This window comes from Lutibacter sp. (genome assembly GCF_013139515.1).
Lineage (GTDB): Bacteria > Bacteroidota > Bacteroidia > Flavobacteriales > Flavobacteriaceae > Lutibacter.
Genome location: NZ_WTAR01000050.1, coordinates 1 through 16,732, shown reverse-complemented (window position 1 = coordinate 16,732; position 16,732 = coordinate 1). Strand labels below are relative to the sequence as shown.

Sequence of the window (16,732 nt, the reverse complement as noted above, 5' to 3'; positions counted from 1 at the left end):
AAAATAAAAAAGATCAAAAAAATAATAAGATGATTTTAGAAATGAAAGTTCCCTCTCCGGGAGAATCTATTACAGAAGTAGAAATTGCAACTTGGCTAGTTGAAGATGGTGATTATGTAGAAAAAGATCAGCCAATTGCTGAAGTTGACTCAGACAAAGCAACACTAGAATTACCTGCTGAAGAAAGTGGTATTATTACTTTAAAAGCTGAAGAAGGTGATGCTGTTGAAGTTGGTGCAGTTGTTTGTTTAATTGATTTAGAAGGCCAAAAACCTGAAGGTACAACGACTAAAGAAGTTAAAACTGAAGCAGCAAAAGCAGTAGAAAAACCTGCTGAAACTAAAACTACGTATGCTAGCGGTACTACTTCGCCTGCTTCAAAGAAAATTTTAGATGAAAAAGGAATTGCCGCTTCTGAATTAAAAGGAACAGGGCGAGATGGAAGAATTACTAAAGACGATGCTGTAAATGCAACGCCAAGTATGGGAACTCCTGCTGGTGGTTCTCGTAATTCTGAGCGTTCAAAAATGTCTATGCTTCGCAGAAAAGTAGCACAACGTTTGGTTACAGTTAAAAATGAAACTGCTATGCTTACTACTTTTAACGAAGTAGATATGCAACCCATTTTTGATTTACGTAACGAGTATAAGGAAACGTTTAAAGCAAAACACGGAGTTGGACTTGGTTTTATGAGTTTCTTCACATTAGCAGTTGTTAGAGCTTTAGAATTATTTCCTGATGTAAATTCAATGTTAGATGGCGATTATAAAATATTACACGATTTTAAAGATATTTCAATAGCTGTTTCAGGACCAAAAGGTTTAATGGTTCCTGTAATTAGAAATGCTGAAAACTTAACTTTTAGAGGTGTTGAAAGCGAAGTTAAACGTTTGGCAATAAGAGCTCGTGATGGTCAAATTACTGTTGATGAAATGACTGGTGGTACTTTTACAATCACAAATGGTGGTGTGTTTGGTTCTATGTTGTCAACTCCAATAATTAATCCTCCTCAAAGCGGAATTTTAGGAATGCACAATATTGTTGAAAGACCAATTGCTGTAAATGGCGAGGTTGTTATTAGACCAATTATGTATGTTGCTTTATCTTATGACCACAGAGTTATTGATGGAAGAGAATCGGTTGGTTTTTTAGTTGCTGTAAAAGAAGCTTTAGAAAATCCGGTTGAAATTTTAATGGATAATAATCCTAAAAAAACATTGGAATTATAATTCATCACTATTATAATATAAAACTGAAAACCGAGCTATTTGTTCGGTTTTTTGTTTAGAATTTATATATCAACTTTTTTAAAAACAACAATTGATTTTTATAATCTATTATTGCTTTGCCTTTTTCAAGAACATCAGCGCCTATAATTCCGTCAACTGCTTTAGCATTGTGCTCAGTTAAAGCAGTATTTACATGTGTTAAATCTAATAATACAATATCACAGTTATGATAGCGCCAACCTTTTAATTTAAGCTTATTTTTTGAAGAAATTTTAGTCTCAATACCAATTGCACCAGCTCCTGCAGCTTTTGTGTCAGAATCTTCAACATCTAATTTAAACTTAAAATCTAAATTAATATCAACGCAAGAGTTAGAAGCTCCAGTATCTAAAATAAACCTACCTTTTACACCATTTATAGTTGCTTTTAACTCAAAATGATTGGTGTTAATTTTTTTGAGCTTTATTTTGGTATATCCTTTTCTTAAAAGAATGTTATTTAATTTCATGCAGTAGTTATTTCGATCAAATTTAACGCTTTTTTAAAAGAAAGTATCCAACTAATAAAATGAATCCAACAATTAAAAACCACATAAAATTAAAGTGGCTGTTTTCAAGTGAAGTTACATCTCCAATATATATAAAACTTGCCCAATAATAAGGTGATTTTTTACTTGCTGCTATTGTTGAGTTTTCAATATAAGCTAGTTTTGAATGATGTAATGCAGCCGATTTATTTCCTGTTTTCTTATAATTTTTATAAAAATCAGCCATGAGTTCTTCGGTAGACTTATCATTTACTTTCCATAAAGAAACAAGTAAATTCTTGACACCTGCATATGAAAATCCACGAGCTAAACTCATTGCTCCTTCACCTCTTCTTAAAGTGCCTAAACCCGTTTCACAAGCGCTTAAAACCAATAAATCTGTTTTAAAATTATAGCCGTAAATTTCAGGCAAATACAGTGTTTCATTATAAAATTCAATTGCAGGCGGAGAATAATAACCTCCTGAAGTTGCATGAGTTGATAAATGAATAATGGAATAATTTTTCGCTAACTGATTAAAGGCTAATTTTGTAGCTTTTAGTTTCATTAAATACGTACCATCTATACTATTTTCTATACTTTCAGCTTCTTTCAATGTATAATTAAGCTCAGATAGTTTACGGTGGTTATTTTCAAAAACCGGAAAGAAACCAATAAAACTTTCATTTTCCTTTCTTTTAACCATATCATCTTGCATTAAAATTGAAGCTGAAAAGGCATAACTTATATTGCTTTTTTTAAGTAAATATGATAATTTTCCAAAATTTGTAATTGCAGTTTTTTCTGTAATTAAAGCATCAAAAGGAAGGAAGGAAAACAACCCATCAGGAACTATAATTGTATTTTTTGATAACTCTTTTTTGAATATGTTTTTAAACAACTGATAACCTAACGAAGTGTATTTAGCAACATTATTTTGTAAAATACTTCCTCTGCTATCAGCAAACAAATTTAAAAATTCTGAAATTTGTTCTTTAAAATTATCTGTTTTTACAATCTTATCTAATTTTGGTTCAGTTCCTTTTGAAATTGAAAAGACATACACATTTTCTTTCCCATCAAAAAACTCCATTAATTGTTCATTGTTTTGTAATAGTTTTTCTTCAATATTTTTGAAGGTAATTAAACTGTCTTTTTTAACAGTTAATGTTGGATATTTCTCTTTAATTTTTTGCTTTAACAATTGTAACTCATTAAAAATAAGGGCGCGTTTTTTTGTTAAATTTGCTAATAAATTTATTGATGCTTTTTCACCTTTTAATTCTTCAATAGTGAGGTTTTTATTTAATTGTGATTTCTTAAAAAGTAAGTTCTTTTCAATCACAAATAAAGGATCATTTTTAATTGTTGACTTTTGAAAAGCAATTTCTTTTGCTTCTAATAATACAACAGATTTAGATTGTTCTGCAAACTGAAACGCCTTTTCAAGCCAATTAATAATATTGGTTTGTTGATACAACTCGTAACACAAATCAATACAGTTTTCACTTCTGTTTCTGTTCTCTTGTTGTTGATTTAATTTTGCATTCTGGCTTAAAAAAGAGGCTCTTAACTCATCTTCAACTTTAAAAGCTAATTCATAATTTTTTAACGCATTTTTATAATCATTTTGTTTAATAAATAGTAATGCTCTTCCATCCAAAGCTTCTTTTAAGGTGTTTTCAGAATAAAAATAAGTTGCTTTCGGATTCTCAAAAATAGTTTTTGGATGGTACTTTGGAAGCAAAACACTTAACGATTTCTGATAATAAATTAATCCTTTTTCTCTTTGATTAGTCAGGGCAAAAACTTCAGCAATTTGATTGTAAATTTTAGCAACTTCCCTATCGTGTTCACCAAATACTTTTTTGGCATTTTTTAAAGCACTTTCAAATTGAACAATTGCTTTGTTAAACTTTTTACTTTGAACGAAGCAATTTGCTAATATGATATTGTTTTTTGTTGAAATTGAACTGTTATTACCAACATTAAACTGATTTGAAAGTTGTACATTCTCTTTCGCTTTTTCAATATCACTTAAATACAAAAAGTTGATGGCTAAATCTGAATAAATTCTAGAATTAACTTCTTTTTCCTCACCTAAATTCAATGCTAAATTTAAATAATTAATAGCCTTTAAATATTCGCCTTTAGTTCTAAAAACAGTTGCTAAATTTGAATATCCGGCTATTATTTGAGTAGTATTATTATCTTTCTGAGCCTTTTCAATAGTGATTTTTAAAATATCTTCAGCTCTATCAACATCACCCAATCTGGTGTAATTATTAGCTAAAGGCTTTAAGCAATACTCAATAATATCAAATTGAATGTTATTATTATAAATGGCATACGCTTCTTCATATTGAATTACAGACGGGTTTATAAATCCAAATTTCTTCAGGTTATAAGCATAATTAGTGTGTAAATAAAGTTGTGCTGTTTTCTCTTTATTATCTTTTGGGTTACGCCATAAATTAGTTAAAACTTCATCAAATAATTTCAAGTCTTCAATAGATGGATTTTTAGCGTATTCATCAAGTTGTATATAAATAAATTCAGAAAAATTATCTTGTTGTTTTAATGAATCTAACGTTGTTTTAAGTTTAGAATCAGTATTTTGAGCAACTGAAATAACATTAAAAAAAGCAAAAAACAGGATGACTACATTTTTAAGCATTGTTCTTTATATTTTCCAAATTGCATAAAAATGAAGCTGGGAATGTGGTTCGTTAAAATTATAAATATAACGCACTCCAACACTTGGGCCAATTCTAGATGCACCAATAGTTACATCTCCAAAAACCCCATATTTTAGATCCCTAAATGATGATGTATTCTCTGTAGTTTTTGTTTCGTTAAGAGCTTCAATAGGATCACCTATTCTATCTTTTAAATAAGTAAAATAACTTGAAGTTGTTATGTTATTTGACTTATTAGAAATATCAAAAGAAAGTTGAGGTCCAACTCCTAACCCAATAACTCCATTTAAATTATAACGAAATGAAATTGGCACTACATCAATGTTTATCTTTGAAATTTCTGAGTTGGTTTCATCAAATCTAATTGCACTATCAACTAAAGTTCCATCTGATAAATCTAGTGGTCCTAATTGCTCACTCACACTGCTAAAATCTCCAAATTCATGAGTTCCAATCATAATTTCAGCTTGTAAATATTTTTTATACGATTTATAAGGAGAAATTGTTGCCCCAACAAAATAACTTTTAGAATCTTTCACATCTAAATAACTATTATATCCAGATTTTACACCAATTGAAATTCCTGGAGAAAAACGAGATGTTGATGTATTTGTAATTATTGGTTCGTTTTTATCAAAAATAATGGCAGTTTTACTTTTTGATTTTACTTTATGAAAATCCTTTCCAAATTTCATGGAGTATTTTACAAACCCTTTGGTAGAATCTTTATCATGAACTCCTTTTTGAGCAGTTCCCGGTAAATAAATATTTTTAAACTGAAATGAAATCTGGTCTTTTGAAATAATAGTATCTAAACAACTATATCTAACTTCTTCATCTGGGCAAATTGGACATTCAGGGTACATATCCAACACTTTTAATGTTGATTTATCTAACATTTCAGGAATATCTACATTTAATTTTATCAATCTTGCTGGTCCTTCACCATCATTTTGAAATCTAACTTTATATTTCAATCGTTTAAAACGCACCAATCTGTAATTTAATCTCGTATCATAAACTGCCATTTTATTTGGGTCGTGCGAGGTTACAATTTCCATTTCTTTGGTTAACACTTTATGCGAATCATTACCGCGTTCAGGCACATAAATACTTCTAATTGAAATTACTGCACTTGTATCTTTCAACATTTCAGGTGTTGTTTTAAAACTAAAAAACATAGAACGCTCTTCGTTCGCTTCTAAATTATCAACATCATAAATTTTAACATCTTGATAATAGCTTTTTGCTGCTTCTAATGTTAATGGTAAGTTTTGATTTAAGGTATCGTTCACCACCAATTTTTCATCTATAAAAGTTGAAATACCTGTAGTTTTTATAAATTCATCTTTTGAAATATACCTTTCATTATTAGCAATTATTTCTGAAGTAATTTCATTTTCATTGTGGTGTAATCTAACATCAGTAAGCTCGAAATTTTTAGCTTTGTATTTCACTTCATTAAAAAACACATATATTTTCCCGTTGGTTGGAAACTCATTTGTATTTCCATAACTAAGTGCCAATTGCATTTCTTCATTAGGTACTGGATCTCTATTCGTTTGTAATCTAAAACCATTATGAGCAGCTACTAAATAATGATTTTCGTTTTCAGAAGTATCCAAATTAGTTTCATGAATAGCAACTTCTTTTGGGCGTGTTGCTGGTGGCTTTCCATCATCATAATTATTAGTTACTGATAGTTGCGTTTTGTAATTCCCTTTCTTTTTATAGGTGTGTTTTGGTGCTGTTTCAAAACTATAATCACCATCACCAAACTCCCAATAATACGTATAAAATGCTTTTGGTGCTCCTGCAATTTGATTTAATTGAGGTGTTTTTGGATTGAAAGAAACTTTATTTCCGTTTACAGTATATTCAATAGTTGCAGTTCTTGTAATTGTATCATTTTCTATGCTTTGAGCATAAAAAATAGTTTGAAACAAAAGCACAAATATTAGTAAAAGGTGATTTTTCATAGTTAGTGTATTTAAACAAATATAAAAAAAGCATTCTATATTGATTTTTTTATACGCTTTAAAATCTCTCTTATCAACAAAGACAAGAGAGATTTCTATTAAATTACTACAATTTATGTGAGGACATTACGGTAAGTCATTAATTAAGGCTTCTAAAGCTGGTTGTGTAATTGGACTTAAACTTGGTATCACTTCAACGTGATCTTCAACAATTGTTGTTCCTTGTATTGCGTAGTTTAATTGTCCGTCTATTTCAGCAACCATTATAATGTGTACTTCTAATCCAACAGGAATTAATCCGTAATGTTCTGTAAACATTTCTAATGTTGTATTCCAAGTATCCATTCTTGCTAAAGCTGTTGGTTCACCATCATATGATAAATATACAGCACAATTATCTTGGTTAAATTCAGCTGGCACATCAATAAAAATTTCTGTTTTTGGTCCTGCAAAACTGTACCATCTGTCTAAATTTGTCCATCCAAAATCACCAATATCATAATTGTATGTTGCAAATTCACCATCAGCACCTTGTCCGTCTCTAATTTGAGCATCATCAGTTTCACCATTTCCATCTTCATCAGCTTCTACCCAATCACAATCGTTATCAATACCATCTCCATCACAATCATCATCGCCACCTCTAAAAATTTGCATTCCACCATCTAAATCTGCAAAATCAACTGGTCTGCTTTGAACGCTCGCCATTTCTAACAATTCTAAGTCATTTGCATCTTGTTCAGCATCAATATAAAATTCACCTGCCGATTTTAGCGCTTCTTTATCTCCGTTAGCTCTTTTTCCCAAAGTAGATTTGTCTTTTAAAAGCATAGAAGCTTTATCGTAAATTTCAATTAATTTTACGGTTACGTTTCCTGTTACAGGTACTCCATTTAAACCAAATGAGTTTGGTTGAAAAGTAACTTCTGTTCCTTGAGTTCCTGTAATTACACCACCATCTTCAGCGTCTACTATAAATTCTTGAACAGCATCTGCTCTGTTATCTTCAAAACGTGTTGCTAAAGCTTCACCATCTGGCTGAGGTTCTACAACTTCATCGTTGTCTTTAATACAACTTGCAAATAAAACAAGTATAGATAATCCTACTACATTTTTTAAAATACTACTCACAACTTTACTATTGTTTAAGTTTGTGAAATTTTGTTTTTGTGTTTTCATAATTATTAAATATTAATTGTTTTTAAATTTGTGTTACACTAACATATCAACAGGTTTTATTTTTTGTTACCCCTTTTTCTGAAAAAAATTTTAAATTAGCTATCTCTAACTATTATAAATGATTCAAAAACCACACGCAGATCAAATATATATTGAGGCTTTACTGAAAAACAACAGCAAAGTACTTTCTGAAATTTATTTGAAGTTTTCTCATAAAATTATTTCGTATGTGAAAAAGAACAACGGAAACTCTGATGATGCTCAAGATATTATTCAAGAAACATTGGTCACTATTTACCACCAAGCAAAAGAGAAAAATTTTGTGCTTACGTGTCCGTTTGATGCGTACTTCTATTTATTATGTAAAAGGAGATGGTTGAATGAACTAAAAAAAAGAGGAAATAATAGGGTAACAATTTTAGAAGATGACACATCTATTACTGAAGAGCAAGAACAACAAGTTGAAGAAACTGAAATTTTTGAGCAACAACATCAGCTTTTCGAATTAAAATTTAAAGAATTAGGTGCAAAATGTCAAGAATTATTAAAAACCACCTTTAAAATTAAATCAATGGAGAAAGTTGCAGAAATTTTAGGCGTTACTTATGGTTATGCTCGTAAGAAGAAATCGCAATGTATGGGTAAATTAACTCAGCTTGTGAAAAATTCAAGTGAATTTCATCAACTAAAAGCCTACTAAAATGAAAAAAGAGAACTACATAACATTCGATAAGTATCTAAATAATGAATTATCAAATTTAGAACTAATAACTTTTGAAGAGCAACTAAATTCTGACGCAGATTTTAAGCAAGAATTTGAAATTTATAAAGCTTTGGAAACTTCATTAAGTTCCAAATATGAAAATGAAGAAAAAGAAAAAGCATTAAGAAATACACTTTCAAATTTAGGTTCAAAATATATAAAACCAGAAAATTCAACAAAGAAAAAAGGTGAAATAATTTCATTATTAAATTATAAACAATACATGGTTGCTGCAAGTATTGCGTTATTAATTGGTTTTTTCTTATTCAATAATGGAGAACCTGTTTATGGTGATTTTTCTAACCATAATTCATTAGAATTAGTTGTAAGGAGTGATAATAATGAAACTGTTATAAGAGCGCAAGAAGCATTTAATTCTAAAAATTATAAAGAAGCACTAACTTATTTAACTCAGTTATCAAATTCTAACGATATTGAAATTGAATTGTATAAAGGAATCTGTTATCTTGAATTAAATAGTTATGCTGATGCTGATATTATTTTTGATGAAATTAGCAATGGAAATTCAGCATTTAAAAATAATGCATCTTGGTATAAAGCTTTAAGCATGTTAAAACAAGAACAGTTTGAAGCGTGTAAATACGTTTTACAAACAATTCCTGAAAGTGCTGACGAATATAAACAAGCGAAAAAGTTATTGAGGAAACTTTAAAATAAAGCGCTAAGCTTTAATTCGGGTTTTTCTCTAAATAATACAATAACAATTTGGTTTTCCCATGTTCAAATCGTGTTTGACAATTGTCAATTTTACCTTCATATTTTAATTCGTTAGGAACTCCTAAATTAAAAATCCCATTTCCTTTTGCCATTTTTTCTAACCTATAAATAGCTTTAAAAGATAATTTATAATATAGAGGTTCTAGTATTTCACACTGCTCAATTTCACCATGTTTTAAATCCCACAACCTAGCATTTTCATTCTTTAGAATTTCTTTAGAAAAGTAAACTTCTTTTAATAACGGAAATGCAAATTCAAATACTTTTTTAGAACCGTTATTGGCAAATTGTACAATTTCTTTATTTCTAACAATAAAAAAACGAATAAAAAAATTATCCATTTTTGATAATTGATTGGCAGCAACAGATGCAATTCCTACACCTATAATTTCATGACCCTTCTTTTTTCTTTCAACATCAAACCAATTATAAAAATCTCTAATTTGACTTATAGAACTATATTTTAAATTTCCATTTATTGCCGATAAATTAAAAATATTTGCTTTATTCCAAACTTCCGTTTGTTTTTTTCGATCTTTCTTTAACCAACAGCCATCTAGTAATATATTGTTTCCTGTTTCAATTTGATAAGTTTTTAGAGACTTCCATTCTTGCGTATAGGAATTATTAAAAACAAGCAATGTAAATACTATAATTATATATTTTATTTTCATCAATCTACAGGTGTTTAATCATAAACTAATGTAACTATAAAATGGATATTAGTGTTAAAAAATTGAATAAAAAGTTTGTAAGTTTTTAATTACTTTTACCCAATGATAATTACAGATACGCACACACATTTATATAGCGAACAATTTGACGAAGACAGAAACGAAATGGTACAACGTGCTATTAACGCTGGTGTTTCACGTTTTTTTATTCCAGCAATAGATTCAACATATCTTAACGCCATGTTAGATTTGGAAAAAAAATTTCCAAATAACACTTTTTTAATGATGGGTTTACATCCAACACATGTGAAAGAAAATGTAGCTAAAGAATTAGCTTTTGTGAAAGAATGGTTAGACAAACGTAACTTTTATGCTGTTGGTGAAATTGGTATTGATTTGTATTGGGATAAAACTTTTTTAAAACAACAACAACTTGCTTTTAAAACTCAAATTGAATGGGCTAAAGAAAAAAACTTGCCAATTATTATTCATTGCCGAGATGCTTTTAATGAAATTTTTGAAGTTTTAGAAGAAATGAAAGGTGACAAACTCTTTGGAATATTTCATTGCTTTACAGGAAATTTAGAACAAGCCAAAAAAGCAATTTCTTACAATATGAAATTAGGAATTGGTGGTGTTGTAACATTTAAAAATGGAAAAATAGATCAGTTTTTAAATAAAATTCCTTTAGAGCATATTGTACTAGAAACCGATGCACCGTATTTAGCACCAACTCCTTTTAGAGGAAAAAGAAATGAAAGCAGTTATATTACCAAAGTATTGGATAAATTAGCTGATATTTATAACTTGAGTCCGCAAGAAATTGCTGAAATAACCACTCAAAACTCGAAAAATATCTTTGGAATCTAAACAAACCACATATTATAAAACACCTATTGGAACTGCTAAAATTGAAGGTGACGAATACGGAATTCAATCAATTACAGTTTTAGATGAAAAAATTGAAACTTCAGCTATTATTCCTGAAGCATTACAAAAATGTGTAACACAATTAGAAGAATATTTTAACGGAACCAGAACTGAATTTAACCTAAAGTTAAACCCTCAAGGAACCGATTTTCAAAAAAGAGTTTGGAATGAATTATTGAACATGCCTTTTGGAAAAACACGTAATTATTTAGAGCAATCTAAAAAATTAGGAGATGCCAAAGCAATTAGAGCAGTTGCATCAGCAAATGGGAAAAACCCCATTTGGATTGTAATTCCTTGCCATAGAATTATTGGAAGTGATGGTTCTTTAACAGGTTATGCTGGTGGTTTATGGCGTAAAAAATGGTTATTAGCACATGAAAGTCCATCGCCGCAACAATCATTATTTTAAACTATATTTAACTTTTCAACGTTAGTTTAAAAAATGACAAAAGGTTTACTTTTCTTGGTTCTTTTAATTAGCGTTTCAATACACGCGCAAATTCAATCAAAAAATGTTCATTTAAAAACTTTTTTGGTTAAAAATGATACACTAAAAATAGGCACCGTTAGCATTAGTCCGTTTAATTTTAAAGTTTTTTCTAATTCAAATGTAGAAATTGATACTTCAAAGTACAGTATTGATTTCTCAAAATCTTTACTGATTTTTAAAAAAGGAAATCTAACTAAATTCTCAGAAATAACTGTTCAATATACTTCTTATCCAGATTTTTTAACAAAAAATTATTTTAAATTCGATAAAAAATTAATTGTTTCTAAAGCAACAGATCAAACACAATTATACAGCTTAACCACCAATGAGAAAAAATTACCTTTTAAACCTTTCAAAGGCTTAAATACCGTTGGAAATATTACTCGTGGGGTTACCGTTGGAAATAACCAAAACGCCGTTGTAAACGCTTCTTTAGATTTACAAATTGAAGGTAAATTGAATGATAAAGTGACTTTAAAAGCTTCAATTATTGATACAAATTTACCAATTCAAGATAATGGGAATACGTATAAATTAAATGAATTTGATCGTGTTTATATTGAATTATATAGTAATAATTGGAGTGTTAATGCGGGTGATATTTATTTAAATAATAACAAAACTTCTTTTTTAAAATTCAACAAAAAAGTTTCAGGTTTAGCAGTAAATGCAACTATAAAAAAGGGGAAATCTGAAATTAACTTACAAACTTCAGGGGCAATTGTTAAAGGTAAATACAAAAAAGTACAGTTTAACGGTCAGGAAGGAAATCAAGGCCCTTATAAATTATCCGATTTAAATAGTAACACTTATATTTTAATTTTATCGGGAACAGAACAAATTTATGCAAATGGTAGCTTATTAAAAAGAGGTGAAAATAACGATTATACAATTGATTATAATACTGCTGAAATTACTTTTAACACCACTTCCCCAATAACAGCAGATATGAGAATTACTGCTGAATACCAATTTACAGATAGAGTGTACACGCGTTTTATAACGTATAATAATGTAAGTTACAAAAGTGATAAATTAACTGTGAGTGGGTATTTTTACAATGAAAACGATTTAAAAAACCAGCCTTTAGAACAAGATTTAAGTAACGAACAAAAACAACTATTAGCTGATGCTGGTAACAATACAAACGAAATGATGACACCATCAGCTTTTGTAGATACTTTTTCTGAAGACAAAATTTTGTATAAAAAAATACTAGTTGGAACTACTGAAATTTTTGAATTTTCAAACAATGAAACTGATGAATTATACCAAGTAACTTTTACATATGTTGGTGAAAATTTGGGTAGTTATCTATTAAAAGATGTTATTGCTATTGGGAAGGTTTTTGAATATGCTGGAGAGAATTTAGGAAATTACAATCCTGTAATTCAATTAATTGCGCCAAATAAATTACAAATTGCTGTATTTAAAGCCGCTTATAATCCTTCTAAAAAAACAACAATTAGTGCTGAAACTGCTTTTAGTAATAACGATGTTAATTTATTTTCAACCTTAGATAATGCAACAAATAAAGGACTTGCCACAAAATTGGGTTGGGAACAAATAATTTTTCAAAATAAATGGCAACTAAAAAGTAATTTAAAATTTGACTTTATTCATAAAGATTTTAAAAGTATTGAACGAATTCAAGCAGTAGAATTTAACAGAGATTGGAATATTGAAACTACAACGGGAAATCAAAAACTAGTAAGCACAAAGTTAGAGCTTTCAAACCAACAAAATAGTACCCTAAATTATGAATTTGAAAATCTAGAATTTAATGATTATTTTAAAGGGAATAAACATCATTTATATGGAAATTTAATTCATAAAAATCTATCACTTAATTTTAATAGCAGCTTATTAAAAAACAAAACAACTTTAGAAGAAGGAACTTTCTACAGGTACTATATAAGCACTAAATACAATTTAAAAAATAAGTGGTTTGGTTTAAATATAAATGCTGAAAAAAATGAAAGAAGTGAAATTTCAACAAATACATTGTTAAATTTAAGTCATAAATACAATGAGTATGAAGCCTTTTTAGGTATTGGAGATTCTTCAAAAGTATTTACTCAAATTGGTGTTAATTTCAGAGCAACTGATAGTATTCAAAATAATACTTTTAAGCAGGTGAATACTTCAAAAACCTACTATTTAAAATCTAGTTTTATAAATACTAAAACGGCTAATTTAAATGCATACATAAATTACCGAACTGTTAAAAATATGAATTTCAACGATGAAGAATCTTTAAATTCAAAACTAGTTTACAAACAGCAATTATTCAATCAGTTTTTAGCTTTTAACATCGTGTATCAAACACTTTCTGGGACTTTACCTCAACAAGATTATACCTATATTAAAACCGAACCCGGACAAGGTTTTTATACGTGGATAGATTATAATGAAAATGGGATTAAAGAATTAAATGAGTTTGAAATTGCTCAATTTACCGATCAAGCTGAATATTTACGAATTATTTTACCAAACGTAAATTATATTGCTACACATCAAAACAAATTTTCACAAACGTTAACTATTAATCCACAACAATGGAATACTAAAAGTGGCGTTAAAAAAATACTTTCACATTTTAACAATCAGACTTTTATTTTAATTGATAGTAAGCAGAAAAAATTAGATAACGCGTTTAATTTAAATCCGTTTGATATTAATAATACCAATTTACTTGGGTTAAATTTTAACCTAAATAACAGCTTGTATTTCAACAAAGGGAAAAAACAATTTTCAACCGCTTATAATTTTATAAAATCCCAAAATAAAGCGACTACAACTATTGATAATTTAGAGAATACATTGCAAATGCATCAACTTCAATTTGAACATAAATTGGGTGAGTTTTGGCAATTTAATTTCAATATAAATAATTCTAAAAACACCAGTAACTCATTAAATTTCACAAATAGAAATTATGAATTAGATAACACTACAATACACCCAAAATTATCTTACTATTATAATAAAAACACCTATTTTTCATTTTTCTATGAACTAAAAAACAAAGAAAACAAACTAGGGAGTTTAGAAACTTTAAACCTTCAAAAACTGGGAATTGCTATTAACTATGCAAACGGCTTAAAAAGCTTACTAAAAACGGAAGTAAATATTTTTAATAATAGTTTTGAAGGCTTAAATAATTCGCCTGTTGCCTATCAAATGTTAGAAGGTTTACAACCTGGGAAAAATTATACTTGGAGCTTGTTATTTCATAAAAAATTAAATTCATTTCTAAATTTAAACCTAAATTATTTAGGTAGAAAAAGTGAAAGTTCACAAACTGTGCATACAGGAACGATACAATTAAAAGCAATTTTTTAATTTTTTTTACTTTGGTTTAATTTTTGCTATTATCTTTACTTATAAATTAAATTTTAACCTATGAAAAAAATATTACTCTCTGTAATTTTAGTCGTTGCTAGTTTATCAACTTTTGCTCAAGAAAATGAAATGGGTAACAATGAATTAAAAATCAACATGTCTAACTTAATTGGCTTTAAATTTCTTGATGTTGGTTATGAAAAAATACTAAATGAAGAATCAGCATTTGGTGTTAATGTTCTATTTAATATTGATAAAAAAGATCCTAATGATAATAGCGGTTTAGATGAATATAGAACTTTTTCAATTACACCCTACTACAGGCACTTTTTTTCTAATAAATATGCTAGTGGTTTTTTTGTTGAAGTATTTACGATGCTACACTCTGGAGAAGAAGATTTAATTGTAGGGTATGCTGATTTTCCACCTTATACAGATATTTATAATACCGAAAAATATACAGATTTTGCTGTTGGAATTTCAGCAGGTGCTAAATTTGTTTCAAAAAGAGGTTTTGTTGCCGAAATCTATCTTGGAATTGGTAGAGATCTAATTGACAATCATGACTTTGAAATAGTTGGTAGAGGTGGTGTTTCAATTGGTTATCGGTTTTAAAAACTCTTACACATAAAAAAGAGGTTGCTTTTATAAAAGCAACCTCTTTTTTCATATAGTAAAATGTAACTATTACATTTTCATTAACCAGTTTTTAACGTCAATATCTTCTTTAATTATTGAACGTAATTCTTCAATTTTTACACGCTTTTGTTCCATAGTATCTCTATAGCGAATTGTAACTGAGTTATCGCTTAGTGTATCGTGATCTACAGTAATACAAAATGGTGTTCCAGCTGCATCTTGTCTTCTATAACGTCTTCCAACGGCATCCTTTTCATCATAAGCAACATTGAAATCCCATTTTAAATCTTCTACAATTTTACGAGCTACCTCTGGTAATCCATCTTTTTTAACCAACGGTAAAATCGCTGCTTTTGTTGGAGCTAATACTGAAGGTAATTTTAACACTGTACGTGTAGAACCATTTTCTAACTCTTCTTCTTGTAAAGAATTTGAAAATACAGCTAAAAACATTCTATCTAAACCAATAGATGTTTCAACAACATATGGTGTGTAATGTTCATTTAATTCTGGGTCAAAATATTGTAATTTTTTTCCTGAATGTTCTTCGTGTGCTTTTAAATCAAAATCTGTACGAGAATGAATTCCTTCTAATTCTTTAAACCCAAACGGGAATCTAAACTCTATATCTGAAGCTGCATCAGCGTAATGTGCTAATTTTTCGTGGTCGTGAAAACGGTAATTATCTTTACCCATTCCTAATGACAAGTGCCATTTTAAACGTGTTTCTTTCCATTGTTCGTACCATTCTTTTTGAGTGCCAGGACGTACAAAAAATTGCATTTCCATTTGTTCAAATTCACGCATACGGAAAATAAATTGACGAGCAACTATTTCATTTCTGAAGGCTTTTCCTGTTTGTGCAATACCAAAAGGAATTTTCATTCTTCCCGTTTTTTGCACATTTGAAAAGTTTACAAAAATACCTTGTGCCGTTTCAGGGCGTAAATATAAATCCATCGCCGTATCGGCTGAAGCTCCCAATTTAGTTCCAAACATTAAGTTAAATTGCTTAACGTCTGTCCAGTTTTTGGATCCAGAAAGTGGACAACCAATACCTAATTCTTCAATCAATAATTTTACATCTGCTAAATCTTCTTTTTCTAAAGATTTACCCATACGTTGTAAAATTGCATCTCCTTTTTCTTTATAACCAACAACTCTTGGGTTGGTTGCCAAAAATTGTTCTTTATCAAAAGAGCCGCCAAAGCGTTTTGCTGCTTTTGCAACTTCTTTTTCAATTTTAGTATCTAGTTTTCCAACATAGTCTTCAATTAAAACATCGGCTCTATATCTTTTTTTAGAATCTTTATTATCTATTAATGGGTCGTTAAATGCATCAATGTGACCTGAAGCTTTCCACGTTGTTGGATGCATAAAAATTGCAGCATCTAATCCAACAATGTTTTCATGCATTTGCACCATTGCTTTCCACCAGTATTCTCTAATGTTTTTCTTTAATTCAACACCATTTTGTGCATAGTCATACACTGCACTTAAGCCATCATAAATTTCACTAGATTGAAATACGTAACCGT

General features: G+C 29.1%; 13 protein-coding genes. 7 read left to right on the top strand and 6 right to left on the bottom strand.

What is annotated here, in order from left to right; genetic code table 11:
* Positions 1 to 29 precede the first annotated feature (29 nt).
* Positions 30 to 1,229 (top strand): 2-oxoglutarate dehydrogenase complex dihydrolipoyllysine-residue succinyltransferase, encoded by a 1,200-nt coding sequence (odhB, locus tag GQ540_RS05460; protein ID WP_291798486.1) that lies wholly within the window; start codon positions 30 to 32, stop codon positions 1,227 to 1,229.
* Positions 1,230 to 1,284: 55 nt separating this feature from the next.
* Here odhB and GQ540_RS05455 read toward each other — a convergent pair whose 3' ends face one another.
* From GQ540_RS05455 to GQ540_RS05440, 4 genes are all read right to left on the bottom strand, one after another.
* Positions 1,285 to 1,737: a retropepsin-like aspartic protease gene (locus GQ540_RS05455; RefSeq protein WP_291798482.1), complete on the bottom strand. Its 453-nt coding sequence runs from the start codon at positions 1,735 to 1,737 to the stop codon at positions 1,285 to 1,287.
* A 22-nt stretch (positions 1,738 to 1,759) separates the two neighbouring features.
* Complete coding sequence (locus tag GQ540_RS05450; protein ID WP_291798479.1) at positions 1,760 to 4,432, bottom strand: CHAT domain-containing protein; 2,673 nt, start codon at positions 4,430 to 4,432, stop codon at positions 1,760 to 1,762.
* Between the two features lie 6 nt (positions 4,433 to 4,438).
* The gene (locus GQ540_RS05445; RefSeq protein WP_291798477.1) at positions 4,439 to 6,433 is read right to left on the bottom strand and encodes a PKD domain-containing protein; all 1,995 of its coding nucleotides are present in this window, start codon (positions 6,431 to 6,433) and stop codon (positions 4,439 to 4,441) included.
* A 126-nt stretch (positions 6,434 to 6,559) separates the two neighbouring features.
* The gene (locus tag GQ540_RS05440) at positions 6,560 to 7,612 is read right to left on the bottom strand and encodes a hypothetical protein (RefSeq protein ID WP_291798474.1); all 1,053 of its coding nucleotides are present in this window, start codon (positions 7,610 to 7,612) and stop codon (positions 6,560 to 6,562) included.
* A gap of 118 nt (positions 7,613 to 7,730) precedes the next feature.
* Between GQ540_RS05440 and GQ540_RS05435 the strand changes: the two genes are divergently transcribed.
* Together GQ540_RS05435 and GQ540_RS05430 are read left to right on the top strand one after the other, a co-directional pair.
* Complete coding sequence (locus GQ540_RS05435; RefSeq protein ID WP_291798471.1) at positions 7,731 to 8,312, top strand: sigma-70 family RNA polymerase sigma factor; 582 nt, start codon at positions 7,731 to 7,733, stop codon at positions 8,310 to 8,312.
* Between the two features lies 1 nt (position 8,313).
* Complete coding sequence (locus tag GQ540_RS05430) at positions 8,314 to 9,048, top strand: hypothetical protein (RefSeq protein WP_291798469.1); 735 nt, start codon at positions 8,314 to 8,316, stop codon at positions 9,046 to 9,048.
* A 16-nt stretch (positions 9,049 to 9,064) separates the two neighbouring features.
* On the opposite strand, the gene GQ540_RS05425 is transcribed toward GQ540_RS05430, so the two are convergent.
* Complete coding sequence (locus GQ540_RS05425; RefSeq protein ID WP_291798466.1) at positions 9,065 to 9,790, bottom strand: hypothetical protein; 726 nt, start codon at positions 9,788 to 9,790, stop codon at positions 9,065 to 9,067.
* Between the two features lie 99 nt (positions 9,791 to 9,889).
* Between GQ540_RS05425 and GQ540_RS05420 the strand changes: the two genes are divergently transcribed.
* The 4 genes from GQ540_RS05420 to GQ540_RS05405 are packed head-to-tail and all read left to right on the top strand — an operon-like array spanning position 9,890 to position 15,170.
* Positions 9,890 to 10,657, top strand: a complete 768-nt coding sequence (locus GQ540_RS05420; protein WP_291798463.1) for a TatD family hydrolase — start codon at positions 9,890 to 9,892, stop codon at positions 10,655 to 10,657.
* Complete coding sequence (locus tag GQ540_RS05415) at positions 10,647 to 11,129, top strand: methylated-DNA--[protein]-cysteine S-methyltransferase (protein WP_291798461.1); 483 nt, start codon at positions 10,647 to 10,649, stop codon at positions 11,127 to 11,129. The genes GQ540_RS05420 and GQ540_RS05415 overlap by 11 nt, the downstream gene beginning before the upstream one ends.
* 33 nt (positions 11,130 to 11,162) lie before the next feature.
* The gene (locus GQ540_RS05410) at positions 11,163 to 14,555 is read left to right on the top strand and encodes a hypothetical protein (RefSeq protein WP_291798459.1); all 3,393 of its coding nucleotides are present in this window, start codon (positions 11,163 to 11,165) and stop codon (positions 14,553 to 14,555) included.
* 60 nt (positions 14,556 to 14,615) lie between these two features.
* Entirely contained in the window at positions 14,616 to 15,170 is a 555-nt protein-coding gene (locus GQ540_RS05405; RefSeq protein ID WP_291798457.1) for a DUF3575 domain-containing protein, read from the top strand.
* Positions 15,171 to 15,242: 72 nt separating this feature from the next.
* Here the strand turns inward: GQ540_RS05405 and GQ540_RS05400 are convergent.
* A partial coding sequence (locus GQ540_RS05400; RefSeq protein ID WP_291798454.1) for a glycine--tRNA ligase occupies positions 15,243 to 16,732 on the bottom strand: 1,490 nt, incomplete at its 5' end.

Bases quoted from the DNA above. Each gene is read 5' to 3' on its own strand.
- odhB (WP_291798486.1), top strand. From the start codon at position 30: ATGATTTTAGAAATGAAAGTTCCCTCTCCGGGAGAATCTATTACAGAA.
- GQ540_RS05455 (WP_291798482.1), bottom strand. From the start codon at position 1,737: ATGAAATTAAATAACATTCTTTTAAGAAAAGGATATACCAAAATAAAG.
- GQ540_RS05450 (WP_291798479.1), bottom strand. From the start codon at position 4,432: ATGCTTAAAAATGTAGTCATCCTGTTTTTTGCTTTTTTTAATGTTATT.
- GQ540_RS05445 (WP_291798477.1), bottom strand. From the start codon at position 6,433: ATGAAAAATCACCTTTTACTAATATTTGTGCTTTTGTTTCAAACTATT.
- GQ540_RS05440 (WP_291798474.1), bottom strand. From the start codon at position 7,612: ATGAAAACACAAAAACAAAATTTCACAAACTTAAACAATAGTAAAGTT.
- GQ540_RS05435 (WP_291798471.1), top strand. From the start codon at position 7,731: ATGATTCAAAAACCACACGCAGATCAAATATATATTGAGGCTTTACTG.
- GQ540_RS05430 (WP_291798469.1), top strand. From the start codon at position 8,314: ATGAAAAAAGAGAACTACATAACATTCGATAAGTATCTAAATAATGAA.
- GQ540_RS05420 (WP_291798463.1), top strand. From the start codon at position 9,890: ATGATAATTACAGATACGCACACACATTTATATAGCGAACAATTTGAC.
- GQ540_RS05410 (WP_291798459.1), top strand. From the start codon at position 11,163: ATGACAAAAGGTTTACTTTTCTTGGTTCTTTTAATTAGCGTTTCAATA.
- GQ540_RS05405 (WP_291798457.1), top strand. From the start codon at position 14,616: ATGAAAAAAATATTACTCTCTGTAATTTTAGTCGTTGCTAGTTTATCA.